The following is a 13,082-nucleotide window of genomic DNA, read 5'->3' as shown; positions in this document are numbered from 1 at the left end:
ATTCCCTTTACTTGCTCAAATCCACCGTGTACTTGGCGAAGCCGCTGGCATCCAGCGCACCCTCGGCCGTGACGGCGGTGATGCCGCTGCTCTTGGCCAGCGCCAGGTGGCCAGGCGCCGAACGCAGGATCACCGGACCGGCCGTGGCCACCTTGACGAAGCTCCAGCTACGCGCGCTGCCGTTGCTGGCCAGCGTGACCTTGCCGGTCGCCGTGCCCTGCGCCACCAGGTAGTTGCTGACGATGGTCTGGTTGGCGTCCGGCGACTTGATGATGGTTTTGCTGCCGTCGATGCCCGGCACCGCACCGCCACCGCCCGCGCGGTAGTCGTTGGTGGCGACGATGAAGTCGTCGCCATCGGCCACAGCCTTGCCCAGATAGGTCAGGTTGACGATGCGGCTGCCCACAGGCTTGGTCACGTCGATCTGGTAGGTCAGCGCGTTGTTCTCGGCATAGAACACGTCATAGTTGTAGATCGTGCCGTATGAAGGCACCAGGTCCTGCTCTGCCGTCTTGGCCGGATCGATCTGGCCGAACTGCTTGGCGGCCGTTTCCAGCCATGCCTTCAGGTCGGAACCCTTGATCTTCACTGCCTGCAGGTTGTTGTTGCTGTACAGGTAGAGGTCGCCCGGGTTACGCACTTGCAAGCCTATCGGCGCCGCGGCGCTGGCGCCCGGCGCCACGTCGGTGAAGTCCGAAGGACCGTTGCGGCCGGCCTTGAACGGCGCGCTGCACGAGATCACCGGTATGTTCTTGTAGCTGGCGATGGTGGCGTCGGTGCTGCTGGCGATGAATTTCTTCACGTAGTCCAGCTGCGCCTGGTTGACCAGCTGGATCGCGCTGACGTCGCCCGCCAGCGAGAAGTAGGCCGACATTTCAAAGTCGGTCGTCACGCCCAGCGGCTGCTTGGCGTAGGCGATGGTGGCCGCGTGCTCGGTGGCGACGATGGGCGCGATGGCCGGATCGGCCGCCGCGTTGGTGGTGCCGTCCTTGTACTTGAAGCCGCGCGATTCCACCGTGGTCTTGTCCGATTGCACCACCCATTTGCCAGCGGTGTACGCCAAGGTCATCTTGATGATGCCCAGGCGGCGGCCCCAGCTCTGCGCCATCACGGTCGGCACGCCGTTGACGAAGCCGTTGACGGCGTCGATCCTGGCGCTGGCGGGGAAGGCCGCGAACGATGGATCCAGTGCCGCCGCGCCAGTCTCTTTGCCTTTCGGGAAGATCAGGTGCGAGTGGCCGACCAGCAGCGCGTCGATGCCGGTAGTGGTCAGGTGATAGCTGCCGTTTTCCATTTTCGGGCTGTAGGCGCTTGGGTCCAGGCCGCCGTGCGACAGCGCCACGACCAGGTCGGCGCCCTTGGTGCGCATCTCCGGCACGTATTGCTTGGCAGCTTCCTGCACGCCGGTCACGGCGACCTTGCCGGCCAGGTTCTTCTGGTCCCAGTCGAGGATCTGCGGCGGCACGAAGCTCATGATGCCGATGTTCATCTTGACGTCGACCTTGGTGCCGTCCGGCTTGGTGGCCGAGAAGGTGCGCGGCAGCAGCGTGTAGGGCTGCACGATGGGCTTGCCGCTGGCGACGCCGGTGACGTTGGTCAGCACCAGCGGGAAGGCCGGCGCGCCGCAGGTGCCGGCCGGCTTGGCGATGCCGGGAATGCCGAAGTCGGTGTTGGTGATCTGGCTCAGCAACGGCAGGCCGTAGTTGAATTCGTGGTTGCCGAAGCCGCCGCCGTCGTACTTCATGGCGTTCATCACCTTGTGCACGGCCATGGTGTCGCTGCAGGCGATCGGCTTGGTCACGGCTTGCAAGTCACCCAGCAAGGTGCCCTGGATGACGTCGCCGTCGTCCAGCAGCAGGTTGTTTGGATTTTCCGCGCGGGCGGCGCTGACCAGCGTCGAGGTGCGCTCCAGGCCCAGGCTGGTGTCTTCCGACAGGGAATAGTAGTTATAGCTCATCACGTTGGCATGGATGTCGGTGGTTTCCATGAGCGCCAGGGTGACGGTCGTGCCTTCCGGGATCGCCGGAGGAGGAGTGTAGTCGCCGCCGCAACCCACCAGACCAGCCGCCGTCATGGCAGCCAACATCACCAGATTTGTTTTCATTGCTTCCCCAAAATTAAGAAAATTCAAGTTGGCGACTGTATCCAAGCTACATGACATAGTCGTGACAAAACGCAAACATCATGGCCTGGCGAGCCAAGGCGCGATTTAATAAGCCACTGTCGCGATTTAACAATACTGTCGTGCCGGCATCCCGCTAGTCTGGGCGGGCGCATCGGGGCCACGAACCACCGGTGCGCACAGAGATGCGTCATCCTTCGATCAACCACCCATGGAGACAAGGCATGAAACTACGCAATAGATGGACTGCGGCAGCGGCTCTGGCGGCGGCGCTTACCACAGCGCTGCCGGCAACTGCCGGCAATACCGGACTGGCCTTCGTACACGGCACCGGCCACCAGACCAACGCCGCCAACGATTACTGGACTTGGGACATGGTCAATTCGGTCCGACAGGGCTTGCCCAACCAAAATCTGTATGTGGTCATCAATTGCGACTTCGATCAATACATGTGGAGCCCCGCCGCCGTGGGCTGCCTTGCCGATCAGCTCTATCCCTTCATCGTCAACAACAACATCACCGACTTGGTCGTCGAGACCCACTCCAACGGCGGCAACGTGCTGCGCTGGCTGATGTCGAATCCGACGTCGGACAGCCGCTATCCCACCATCATCAACGCCATCCGCTGGGCCAACGCGCTGGCGCCATCGTCGCTGGGCACGCCGCTGGCCGACGCCGCCATCAGCGGCAACGTGTTCGAGAGCGCGGTCGGCTGGCTGCTCGGCTACAAGAGCGATGCCGTGCGCATGCAGCAGACCAGCTGGATGGCCAGTTACAACTCCGCCTGGCTGTACGGCACGGCAGGCCGCCCGGCCTTGCCCAAACCGTTCTACAACGTGGTCGGCACCGACGTCGACAGCTCGCCTTTCGACAGCGACAGCTATTGCGGCGGCTACACGCTCAACGTCGGGCTGGAGGTGACGCAGGCGTGGCTCAACAGCTGTTCCGACGGCTTCCTCAACTGTACCAGCCAATCGGGCGCGGGCGCGCACTGGTTCAATGACAAGGATGTGACCAATGGCGCCGAGCCTTTGTCGCACAACCAGAGCCGCCGCCAGTGCTTCGGCCTGGACGTCATCTTGCGCAACGATGTTTGATCGCAGAGGAAACCACACCATGAAAATGACACTGTTGATGGCCGCCCTGCTGGCGGCCGCGCATGCCCATGCCGCGCCGCGCGAACTGCTGCCGGCCCAGGGCGGCGATTTGTCCGCCGCCGCCGTCGTCGCTCCCGGCACGTCGAGCTTGAAGAATGCCAACCTCACCGTGGCCGCCGGCGCTGGGGACGATGCCGTCGCACCGCCATCGCTGGCCGGCGCCATGCCGAAAGTCTCGCGCGATCCTGTCTCGCTGAGCTGGGCGACGCCAGGTGCGGCCGCCGCGTCTGCCGCCACGCCGTATGTCGCGCAGAGCAAGGAGTCGTACCGCAGCGTAACGGCAGACGAGCTGGCCGCCGGCGTCACGCTGAACACCACGGCGCCGCGCGCGCTGGTGCGATTGCAGGTGCTGAGCTCGGTCGGCCCGCGCGAGCAAGCTGCTATCCATCCGCTGGCGATGACGGTGATCGATCCGGCCGGCCGCTCGCTGGCCTCGGGCGACGGCATGGAAATGATCGTCAGCGCCGACAAGCTGGCCAAGGCCGACGTGCCGTTCGCGCCGGGCACCTCGGCGTTCCGCCTGCATCCGTCGCTGGGTGCCGGCAAGTTCAAGCTGAAGGTGGACGGCGCCAGCGGCAGCGACCGCTACCTGATCAACGTGGTCGAACCGGACAGCCCGTACACGCTGACCATGCAAACGGCCGCGCTGCATTATCTGCACGGGAACGAGCTGGTGCTGCAATCGGAATTGCAGGACGGCACTGGCAAGCCTTCTGCCGCCAAGATTTCCAAGCTCGAGGGCTACGTGATCTCGCCGGCAGGTCGGCGCTTCCCGGTCAGCTTCAAGACGGACGCCACCGGTCGCATGCGCGCCAGCCTGGTGCTCGATGCCGACGAGGCGCCAGTGCCGGGATTGTGGGAGATACGCGCCGAGGCGTCAGGCAAGGTCAAGGACCAGGCCATCGAGCGCTCGGTGCGGCTGGCGTTCCCTGTCGCCATGCCGGTGGCGCGGCTGACGCGCGGCGTGGTGCTGGCGGATGGCGCCGGCGTCAATCTGGAGGTCGGCGTGGAGACTGCGGCGGCGGGCCGCTATGAAGTGCGCGGCATGTTGTACGGCACCGTCAACGGCGTGCTGAAGCCGCTGGGCGTGGCCGATTCCGCGCAATGGCTGGAAGCGGGCGAGGGCAAGATCGCGCTGGGCTTCGCGCCGGAGCTGATCGCCGGCGCCTCCGGGCCGTTCGAACTGCGCGACCTGTTCCTGCTGGACCAGGGACGGCTGGGCGTGCTGCACCGGCAGCAGCGGGCCCTGGTGATCGGCGAAGACGAGGTGGCGCGCGCCGGCGGCCGGGCGACGGCCAAGGCGGCCATCGGCGTCAGTGTGGCGCCTGCCGCCGCGCCGCGCGTCAAGCGGGCGCCGAACGCGGCGGCACAGTCCTAGTCCTGCCTAGTAAGCCCAGAGCGGCCCCGTCTTGCCGTTGACGGTGCCGCCCTCCATCACGACGAACACGCGGCGGCCGTAGAAGAAGGGCAGTCCCCAGTCGAAGTAGTTGCCGGCCGACGAGGTGGTGCTGCCCGCCGTGCCGCCGACCTGCGCCGCCGAGATGGCGGAGTCCAGCTGCACCATGTTCACCACGTTGAAATTGACGGTGCCGGTGGCGCTGCCATCGGCCGCGGCATTGGCCGCGCTGAGCGACAGCGTCGAGGCCGGGCAATAGAAGTCGCCGCCCGAGCAGGTGCGTATCGTGCTGTCGTTGAAGAAGTAGCCGTTCGAGCCGCTGTCGATGAAGCTGGCGCTGTAGGTCTTGCTCTTATAGGTGGTGCTGAAATCGCCGCCGCTGTTGGTCTTGAACAGCGTCTCGCCGGCGATGGCGTTGTTGGTCTGCGTGTTGACGCCGAAGATCAGCGTGCCGCTGACCGACGTCAGGCCGCCCGTGCCCACGCTGGGCAATACCAGCAGCACGCCGTTGTTGTTCACCGCGAACGACGCCACCGGATTGCTGACCTGCGACGTCAGCGGCATGCTGCTGGTCGTGCAGCCGCTGCTGGTGCACGCATAATAAAAGCCGCTGACCGCCGAGCGCGCGCAGCTGTCGCCGCAATCCTGCTTGAACAGACCGACGCCGAGGACGCCGTTGGCGCCAAGCGCCGACAGCGTGCCGATGTTGTTGCCGGCGCTGCTGCAGCTGGAAGGCGTGCTCGCGTAGCTGGCATCGGTGTCGCCGATCACCTGGATCGAGATCGCGGATGCCGTTTCATCCGCCATCTTCACGTCGGCCTGGCGCACCGCGCCCCAGGTATAGCCGCTGATGAACTTGCCGCACTCGCCGGCGTCTGCGCCCGACGGTGTCTTGACGACCGGCAGCGCCAGCGCCGTATTGAGCGGCGCCAGCAGGCGCAGGCCGTAGGAGCCGGTATCGAGCAGCACGTGGTCGATGGTCTGGCAGATCGTGGTGCCGGGTCGACACACCGTTACGTTGACGTAGGGGATGTTGATCGAACCGTTGACGCCGGTCGGACCGCTGTCGACGATGATGGCGGTGCTGTTGCTGAGCGGCGCCGTCACGCTCAGGCCGGCGCTGGCATTGGCGGTGCCGCCGTCGCCGCTGCACGACAGGCTGTAGGTGAAGTTGCCCGCCGCGGTGGGCGTGATATTGACCGTGCCGGATGTGGCCTTGGAGCCGCTCCATGCGCCGCTGGCGGTGCAGCCGGTGGCGTTGGCGGACGACCAGCTCAGCACGGTCGTCTGCGCGGTCGTGATACTGGCCGGCGCCAGGGTCAGGCTGACGGTGGGCGAGGGCGGCGGCGTGCTGACGACCACGCTGGTCGTGTTGCTGACACCGCCGCAGGTGATGGTGTAGTTGGCCGTGCCCGCCGCGCCGGCGGTCACCGTTTGGGTGCCGCTGGTCTCGACGATGCCGCTCCAGGCGCCCGAGGCGCTGCAACTGGTGGAGGTCGGATTGCTGACGCTCCAGGTCAGCGTGACGACCTGGCCGACGGTGGTGGCGGTCGGCGTGGCGCTGATGCTGACCACCGGCGTTGTCGTGGCGTTGGCCTGGATGGTGGACGAGCCGCTGCCGGTGCTGCTGCCGCTGCCGCCGCCGCAAGCGCTCAAGGCCAGCGCGAGCACGGCGCCGGCAAGGTAGACAAACCAGATCGAACTGGACGCGGACAGCAGGGCGGCACCGGCGCGATGCAGCAGCCGGTCGGTGGCAGGCAATCGTTTCATGCGCTGGTCCTTATTCGATGACGTTGGTGTCGAAGCCGGCCGGCAGCGCGCCGGGTATCCAGGCATGGCCGGCGAAGGCGCGCATGTGGCCGCTGGAGACGATCACCACGTCCGACTGGTTCACCGCCAGTTGCGAGTGGCCGGCCTTGGGGTGCCTGCCGGCGGAGCTGGTCATCACCGCGAACTTGTCGCCCAGCAGCGTGCGCAGGTCGGGCAAGGTCGGGCCGTTCCAGCTGACGGCAAAGACGATGCCTTGTGTGTTGGTATATTCGCGAACGACCGTGCCGCTGTCGAGCGTGCTCTGGCTGACGGTATAGACGGCCGCCGTGTCGCTGCTGGCGGCCGCCAGGCTGCGCCCGCCTTGGCGCACTGGCGTGGTGCCGAAATCGGAAGGGGAACTGCCCAGCGCGGCGTATGCCAGCGCGCCCTGCAGCAACGAAAGAACCAACATGAGTAAGAGTGCCCGGCGCATAGTACGCTCCTGTGCCTAAGATGTAGGCAGTGTAAAACGGCAACGAGTTGGATAGCGTTAGGGAGATGTAAGCAAACGTAAGCTGTCGATGCTTTAAAACGATGTGGTCGGCGCCTGCTCCACGCTGTTAGCGAATCAGGGAATCTCGAGCGTCATTTCGCCGTCTGCCCCTTTCATCTCGAATGCCGCGGACGCGCCCAAGCCTTTACATTTGCCCGAGCCGTCCGCAATGGCGCGGTTCTCCGGAGCGTTCTTTTGGCCCACTGTGTGGAGAAGCGCCGCCCCGGGCATGAATGCCGGATGCAGCGCGAGCTTGCATACTTCTGGCGGTTCAATCGTTATGTCCGCACAGATTTGCATGCAGACTTTGATACCCCTCCACGTCAGAACAGCCGTCGCTTCGTCGGGCGGGGTGGCAAAATAGGCGAAACCTGCTTTCCTGGCATAAGCGATATCCTGGGCATCGCCGGTCTTGCTGACCTCCTTGATTTCTTTTCCATCCAAATAGGCAAATGCGACGTTGAACGCGTGCGGGTTATATGTTCCGTTCATAAAAAAAATCGTGCCCGGAACAATCAGCATCCCTTGCGCCCGCAGGCTGGCGGCTTTCATGATGTCACGCACTTGCTGCGCCTCGTCGTAGCTAATGGGGGTGCAGTAGCCGGGCAGTTTGTCTATATCTTGCGCAAACAGATATTCGGGAGCGAGAAACACTTGGTAGCTTGCGCTCCATAGCGCGATTTTTTCCGCAATCATTTTTGCTCGGTCAACAATGGACCGGCCGGAAATTGGCGCAGAGCGAATATCGGGCGCAAATATACCGATTTTTATAGTTGGCATATGGTGAGGTTAAATTTTTCGGAAAAATATAAAACACCCCAGGGCTTGCCGCAATCACTGCCGAGTTGCATGAGACCGGATTGAAGTTGCCATTCAGTACAGATTAACATGGACGCATGATCGAAGCCAGTTTGTTGTTGGCCAAGAGTAAGATGCTCAGTTGAACAAGCCAGGCGATGTGTAATACTGGGCTCCTTGCATTGTCATTGAGCCTGCTATGCCTGTTTTTCCGCCGCGCCTCCTTTCTTTCACCGCCGCGCTGCTGCTTTCGCCTCTACTGGCCATTGCCGCGCCATGTATTGAACCGCCACCTGACGCAACCAATACATACGACGCCTTGCATACTTACGACAAGCTCCGGGGCGACTATCCTTTCATTCGCATCGCCAGCGCGGCACTGCCGCCAGATGTGGCGAGGATCGCGGATCAGACCTATGTTCAATACGGTGCACGCTGCCTGAAGCTCGACCTGTATCTGCCGGCGATGGACGCAAGTCGCAGCATGCCCGTGGTCATACTGGTGCATGGCGGCGGCTGGCGCTCCGGCTTCCGTTCCGAGTTCGCGCCGATGGCGGTACGGCTGGCGCAGCGCGGCTATGCGGCGGTGACGGTCAGCTATCGATTATCGGGCGAGGCGCGCTATCCCGCCGCGATACACGACGTGCGCGCGGCGGTGCGCTGGGTGCGCAGCAATGCCGGACGGTATGGGATTGATCCGCAGCGCATCGCTCTGGCTGGCGGCTCCGCAGGGGGACAGATCGCCAGCCTGGCCGGCGTGACCGGTCACCTCGACCAGTTCGATCCCGGTGCCGCCGGCAGTCCCGTCTCCGGCGCGGTGCAGGCCATCGTCAACATCGACGGGTTGTCCGACTTTACTTCCGAGGCCGCGCGCGCGACGGAGGACGATCCGAAAAAAAATCCGTCATCGGCCGGCGCCTGGTTCGGTGGACGTTATGCAGAGAAGACAGACTTGTGGCGCGAAGCGTCGCCGATCCAATACGTACGCGAAGGCATGCCAGCCATCCTCTTCATCGACAGCGCGCAGCCGCGCTTCTCGGTGGGACGTGATGAGATGCAGGGAAAAATGAGGCAGGTGGCGGCAGCTACCCAGACAGTTATCTTGCCGGATACGCCGCACTCGTTCTGGCTGTTTGATCCATGGCTGCAGCCCACAGTCGATGCCACCGTTACCTTCCTGAAGCAGCAACTGCCTGCGCGCTAGTTCGTTGCGGGTATGAACTCATGCCCATGCGATTGCATAAAGAGGCTTCGCAGCTCAGGAAACTTCGTCGCGCTATCGGCGAACTTGGCGTCAAATTGCTTCAGATTTGTCTCGGTGCAGGATTTGGAAAAGGCATCCAACGATCCGTCTTCCTTAAGCGCTGCGCGTTTGCACAATTCCTCGTCGGCGATCAGTTTGGCTTGTTCAAAGATGGTGGCGGCATCGTCGGCGTTGAGTCGACGCAATGCCGGAGGGATCAACTCGGCCATTTCTACAGGTTGATTCCAAAAAAACTGATTGAGTCCGCCATTCATGACTTCTACCTCGACGATAAAAGACAGATAGAACACTTGCAGACCGCGAGGTAGTAAAAGCAGCGTTGCGCAGCGATCTTCAGCTTTGTCCAACTGCGCCTCAACATATTCGTACACGGCCATATCGAGGTCGTCGCGGTGCAACGCTCGCAGCGATTCGGGCGAAATTTCCATCAACCTTGGACGGGGCAGACGTGCCTTGGCTATTTCCTCGTTCCTGCGAAAGAGCGCTTGCGTCTCTGGTGGCATTGAGGCCATCAGCCTTTCCTGGATTTGCCGCAGTCTTTCAGGTGACTGGCGTTCCATGTCCTGACAAAGGAGCCTCAGTTCTTCAAGAGATAGCTGATTTTCATCGCTCATGGAAGGTTGTCGTTCGAAAAAGAAAAACCACAGCTTATAGTAAAACGGCACCCGAAGGTGCCGTTGGAGGAAGCGGTAAAACTTAGAACTTGACGTACAGGCGGCCGAAGTACGATGCGCCGTTCAAACCGAACTGCACGCTCTCATACTTGAAGCCGTTGTCGGTCTCGTCAGGGTTCTGGGAGGTCGGCTTGACGTTGAAGATGTTGTTGCCGCCGAACGTGAACTTCATGTTCTTGTTGATGGCGTAGGTGAAGCTCAGGTCGGCCGAGGTCTTGGCTTCGTAGTGCTGGTTAGGCACGCCGGCGGCCGTACCGCTGTAGGTGCCTAGGGTCTGCGGACCGAAGTGGATGATCTTCAGGTCGCTTTCCCACGGACCGGTCACGTAGTCGAAGCCCAGGGTCGCCTTCGAGCGCGGCGCGCCTTGCTCGATGTACAGGCGTTCCTTCTCCGACAGCAGCACGTCTTCGTAGCCCTTCAGCGAGGCCGGCGCGTGGATGCCGGTCACTTCGGTCTTGCTGACGTTCAGCGCGAGAAAGGTGGTCAGCTTGTTGGCGCCGAAGTTGGTCTTGTGCGACGCGGTCAGGTCCAGGCCCTTGGTCGTGGTGTCGACCGAGTTGACGAAGAATTGCGCCTGGCCCACGCCCAGGGTCGCCAGCCTGGCGGCCAGGTCGGGGTAGTTGCTGGCGTCGAAGCGGCCCGACAGCACGATGCGGTCCTTGATCTTGATGTCGTACAGGTCGGCGGTGACGGAAACGGCCTGGCTCGGCGTCCAGGTGGTGCCCAGCGTGTAGCTGTTGGATTTCTCTTCCTTCAGCTTGGGAATGCCGGCCGCGTTGGTGACGGCGCTGCCGTTCGGCGCCAGCACGACGTCGGTCGGCACGCCACCGATGAAGTCGGTGAGGGTGGACGAGAAGTAGACCTGCTGCAGCGACGGCGCGCGGAAGCCGGTGCTGGCCGAACCGCGCAGCAGCACGGCGGGCGCCACGCGCCAGCTGCCGGCCAGCTTGCCGGTGGTGGTCGAACCGAAGTCGCTGTATTTTTCATAGCGCACCGCGCCTTGCGCCTTGATGGTCGGAGTCAGGTCCGCTTCCAGATCAAGGTAGGCGGCCAGGCTGTGGCGGTTGGCGTTGACCTGGTCGGCCGGCTGGAAGCCGGGGAAGCCCTGGCTACCGGCGTTGCCGCCGATGCCGACGCCGTCTGCGTCGCTGTACGAGCCGGGTTCGCCGGCGTAGATCTTGTAGTTCTCGTGGCGGTACTCGCCGCCGAAGGCGACGTTCAGGCCGCCGGTGCCCAGCGCGCCTTCGAAGTAGCGGTTGAAGTCGAGGTTGGTGGTCAGCTGCTCGAACGAGAAGCCGCCGGCGTTGAAGTGGTCCGGGCTGACGCCCTTGCCGCCGGCCAGCAGGTCCTTGTTGGCGATCGAGGCATTCAGCGTGTTGCTGATGTCATAGATCATCTTGTTGTAGCCGTAGGTCTGCGACAGGTCCATATTCCACTCGCCCATCTGGTTGCGGTGGCCGACGGTGGCGTAGCGGTCGTCGATGGTTGCGTTGATGAACGGCACAAAGCCGTTCGGGTACATGGCCGCCGAGTTGCGCGACGGGATGTCGTCGCTGTCGATGCCGCCGCGCGCCCAGGCGCCGGATGAGGCGTCGCGCGTTTGCGCGCCGGCCGTGAAGTACAGGCGGCCGCTGCCGGTGGTCGGCAGTTCGCCGTTCAGGTAGATGGTCTGGTTCTGGGTCTTGCTGTCGCCGATGGTGCGCGGGTTGTCCGCTTCGGCGCGGTTGGAGCGGCCGCGGTCCAGGTACTCGCCGGTGACGCCGAGCACGCCGCCGTTGCCGATCTCGAAGCCGCAGTAGGCCGAGGCCAGGTAGTTCTTGCCGTCGCGGCGCGAGTATTCGCTGAAGCCGGCGACCGCTTCGCAACCCTTGCTTTTCTTCAGGCCGATATCCATCACGCCGGCGATCGCGTCCGAGCCGTACTGGGCGGCGGCGCCGTCGCGCAGCACTTGCACGTCCTTGATGGCCAGCAGCGGAATGGCGTTCATGTCGGTGCCGGTGTTGCCGCGGTTGCGCGCGCCGAACAGGTTGACCAGCGCGGTGGTGTGGCGGCGCTTGCCGTTGACCAGCACCAGGGTCTGGTCGGAGCCGAGGCCGCGCAGCGCGGCGGAGTCGACCAGGTCGGCGCCGTCGGAGCCGGTCTGGCGGGTCGAGTTGAACGATGGCGAAATGTAGGTCAGCGTTTGCGCCAGGTCGAACTGGCCGCCTTGTTCGCTGGACTTGCTCATCGGGATGATATCGACCGGCACCACGGTGTCGGTGGACGAACTGGTCGCGCGGCGCGAGCCGATGATGCTGACCGATTGCATGCCGGTGTCCGGCTTGGCTTCCGGCGCCGATTGGGCGAAGGCGGATGGTGCGAAACTGAGGGCGGCGGCGCCGTACAGGCTGAGCAGAACGGCTTTACGTAGCGGTGAAGTGGCGAACAAGTATCTCTCCCATGAAAAATTTGATTCTATTCAAATCGTTCATGGAAACATGGGTTTTCCGACAATTTTGCGTGCAAACTTTATTTACTGTTGTTTTGCCGCGCCAAGTGGCTTTCGTTCTGCGTAGAACTACGTAGGACTGATTTTGTTCGGGACAAACTCGGTTGCACCACCTATTAAAATAGTTTCATGGTTGAGCTGCGTGCGGATCAAACAAGGCTGGTTCATGTTCGCACCCTGGTACAGATCGAGGCTGCGCCGGAGGTGGACGGTGAGGGCGCCGGCCGCCACGCCGGTTGCGCTGTCTTCCATCGCCGGGGCGAGGTGGTTGAAGTTGCGGCCTTCGACGGCACCATCCGGACGCAGGCACCAGGCGTAGCAGCCGCTGACGCCTTGCTGCTTGCCCCATTCCTGGATGCGCGCAAGGTCGGGCCGCAGAGCTTGCAGGATAGCGCTGTCGGCGACTTGCAGCAGCAGCTTGGGGCTGCCGACCGAGGCGATGACCGGCGGCGATGCCAGCCGCAGGCCGGGCGCGGCCAGCAGCAGCGCTGGCAGGTTGTGCGGGATGTCCACGGCCGGCGGCGCTTGCGGCGTCAATTCGATGAAGACGCTGCCGGCCTGCAAGGTCAGCGTCAGCGGCTGGCCGCGCATCGCGGTGCGGACCTGCAGCGACGGCTGTTCCGCCGACAGCAGCACCCGCGCCGCGGCCAGCGTGGCGTGCAGGCACAGCGGGCTGCGGGTGTGCGGATAGAAGTAGTCAAGGAGGACGTTGCCGGCCGCGTCGTGGTCGATGAACACGCACGCCGCCTTGTTGCGCTCCCGGGCCAGTTGCTGGCGCTGGTCGGCGCCGGTGTGGTCGTCCTGGATAACCAGAGCGGCGTTGCCGCCGCCAGGGGCGATGCCGAAGCAGTTCAATTCTTGAATAATCATCCGGCTAGTAT

General features: G+C 63.5%; 10 protein-coding genes. 3 read left to right on the top strand and 7 right to left on the bottom strand.

Annotation, left to right across the window (positions count from 1 at the left end; genetic code table 11):
- Positions 1–7: 7 nt before the first annotated feature.
- On the bottom strand, positions 8–2,104 hold the full coding sequence (locus tag ACSQ3S_RS26300; protein ID WP_436144254.1) for a bifunctional 2',3'-cyclic-nucleotide 2'-phosphodiesterase/3'-nucleotidase: 2,097 nt from the start codon (positions 2,102–2,104) through the stop codon (positions 8–10).
- Positions 2,105–2,346: 242 nt separating this feature from the next.
- On the opposite strand from ACSQ3S_RS26300, the gene ACSQ3S_RS26295 reads away from it, so the two are divergent.
- Both ACSQ3S_RS26295 and ACSQ3S_RS26290 read left to right on the top strand, forming a co-directional pair.
- Positions 2,347–3,219: a hypothetical protein gene (locus ACSQ3S_RS26295; protein ID WP_218087940.1), complete on the top strand. Its 873-nt coding sequence runs from the start codon at positions 2,347–2,349 to the stop codon at positions 3,217–3,219.
- Positions 3,220–3,238: 19 nt separating this feature from the next.
- Complete coding sequence (locus tag ACSQ3S_RS26290; RefSeq protein WP_436144253.1) at positions 3,239–4,657, top strand: DUF4785 domain-containing protein; 1,419 nt, start codon at positions 3,239–3,241, stop codon at positions 4,655–4,657.
- Between the two features lie 6 nt (positions 4,658–4,663).
- Here ACSQ3S_RS26290 and ACSQ3S_RS26285 read toward each other — a convergent pair whose 3' ends face one another.
- The 3 genes from ACSQ3S_RS26285 to ACSQ3S_RS26275 form a co-directional block, all read right to left on the bottom strand.
- Complete coding sequence (locus ACSQ3S_RS26285) at positions 4,664–6,445, bottom strand: DUF3443 family protein (protein WP_436144252.1); 1,782 nt, start codon at positions 6,443–6,445, stop codon at positions 4,664–4,666.
- 10 nt (positions 6,446–6,455) lie between these two features.
- Entirely contained in the window at positions 6,456–6,896 is a 441-nt protein-coding gene (locus ACSQ3S_RS26280) for a DUF2844 domain-containing protein (RefSeq protein ID WP_436144251.1), read from the bottom strand.
- A gap of 156 nt (positions 6,897–7,052) precedes the next feature.
- Positions 7,053–7,673, bottom strand: coding sequence for a hypothetical protein (locus tag ACSQ3S_RS26275; RefSeq protein WP_436144250.1), 621 nt, complete (start codon positions 7,671–7,673; stop codon positions 7,053–7,055).
- Positions 7,674–7,974: 301 nt separating this feature from the next.
- Here ACSQ3S_RS26275 and ACSQ3S_RS26270 point away from each other — a divergent pair, with 301 nt between their 5' ends.
- Positions 7,975–8,979 carry an alpha/beta fold hydrolase gene (locus tag ACSQ3S_RS26270; protein ID WP_436144249.1) on the top strand — a complete coding sequence of 335 codons (1,005 nt, stop codon included), beginning with the start codon at positions 7,975–7,977 and terminating at the stop codon, positions 8,977–8,979.
- Here ACSQ3S_RS26270 and ACSQ3S_RS26265 read toward each other — a convergent pair.
- The 3 genes from ACSQ3S_RS26265 to ACSQ3S_RS26255 form a co-directional block, all read right to left on the bottom strand.
- Positions 8,976–9,653 carry a DMP19 family protein gene (locus tag ACSQ3S_RS26265; RefSeq protein ID WP_436144248.1) on the bottom strand — a complete coding sequence of 226 codons (678 nt, stop codon included), beginning with the start codon at positions 9,651–9,653 and terminating at the stop codon, positions 8,976–8,978. The two genes, ACSQ3S_RS26270 and ACSQ3S_RS26265, sit on opposite strands and share 4 nt — an antisense overlap.
- A gap of 82 nt (positions 9,654–9,735) precedes the next feature.
- Positions 9,736–12,141 (bottom strand): TonB-dependent receptor plug domain-containing protein, encoded by a 2,406-nt coding sequence (locus ACSQ3S_RS26260; RefSeq protein WP_436144247.1) that lies wholly within the window; start codon positions 12,139–12,141, stop codon positions 9,736–9,738.
- Between the two features lie 129 nt (positions 12,142–12,270).
- Positions 12,271–13,071, bottom strand: a complete 801-nt coding sequence (locus ACSQ3S_RS26255; protein ID WP_413446349.1) for a PhzF family phenazine biosynthesis protein — start codon at positions 13,069–13,071, stop codon at positions 12,271–12,273.
- Between the last annotated feature and the right edge of the window lie 11 nt (positions 13,072–13,082).

The organism is Duganella sp. LjRoot269 (genome assembly GCF_964254095.1).
Classification (GTDB): domain Bacteria; phylum Pseudomonadota; class Gammaproteobacteria; order Burkholderiales; family Burkholderiaceae_D; genus Rugamonas; species Rugamonas hordei.
Note: the sequence above shows the minus strand (reverse complement) of the source record. Positions and strands in the feature narration are given on the sequence as shown.

Excerpts from the sequence above, each read along its gene's own strand:
- ACSQ3S_RS26275 (WP_436144250.1), bottom strand. The coding sequence starts at position 7,673 with ATGATTGCGGAAAAAATCGCGCTATGGAGCGCAAGCTACCAAGTGTTT.
- ACSQ3S_RS26280 (WP_436144251.1), bottom strand. The coding sequence starts at position 6,896 with ATGTTGGTTCTTTCGTTGCTGCAGGGCGCGCTGGCATACGCCGCGCTG.
- ACSQ3S_RS26300 (WP_436144254.1), bottom strand. The coding sequence starts at position 2,104 with ATGAAAACAAATCTGGTGATGTTGGCTGCCATGACGGCGGCTGGTCTG.
- ACSQ3S_RS26285 (WP_436144252.1), bottom strand. The coding sequence starts at position 6,445 with ATGAAACGATTGCCTGCCACCGACCGGCTGCTGCATCGCGCCGGTGCC.
- ACSQ3S_RS26255 (WP_413446349.1), bottom strand. The coding sequence starts at position 13,071 with ATGATTATTCAAGAATTGAACTGCTTCGGCATCGCCCCTGGCGGCGGC.
- ACSQ3S_RS26265 (WP_436144248.1), bottom strand. The coding sequence starts at position 9,653 with ATGAGCGATGAAAATCAGCTATCTCTTGAAGAACTGAGGCTCCTTTGT.
- ACSQ3S_RS26295 (WP_218087940.1), top strand. The coding sequence starts at position 2,347 with ATGAAACTACGCAATAGATGGACTGCGGCAGCGGCTCTGGCGGCGGCG.
- ACSQ3S_RS26270 (WP_436144249.1), top strand. The coding sequence starts at position 7,975 with ATGCCTGTTTTTCCGCCGCGCCTCCTTTCTTTCACCGCCGCGCTGCTG.
- ACSQ3S_RS26290 (WP_436144253.1), top strand. The coding sequence starts at position 3,239 with ATGAAAATGACACTGTTGATGGCCGCCCTGCTGGCGGCCGCGCATGCC.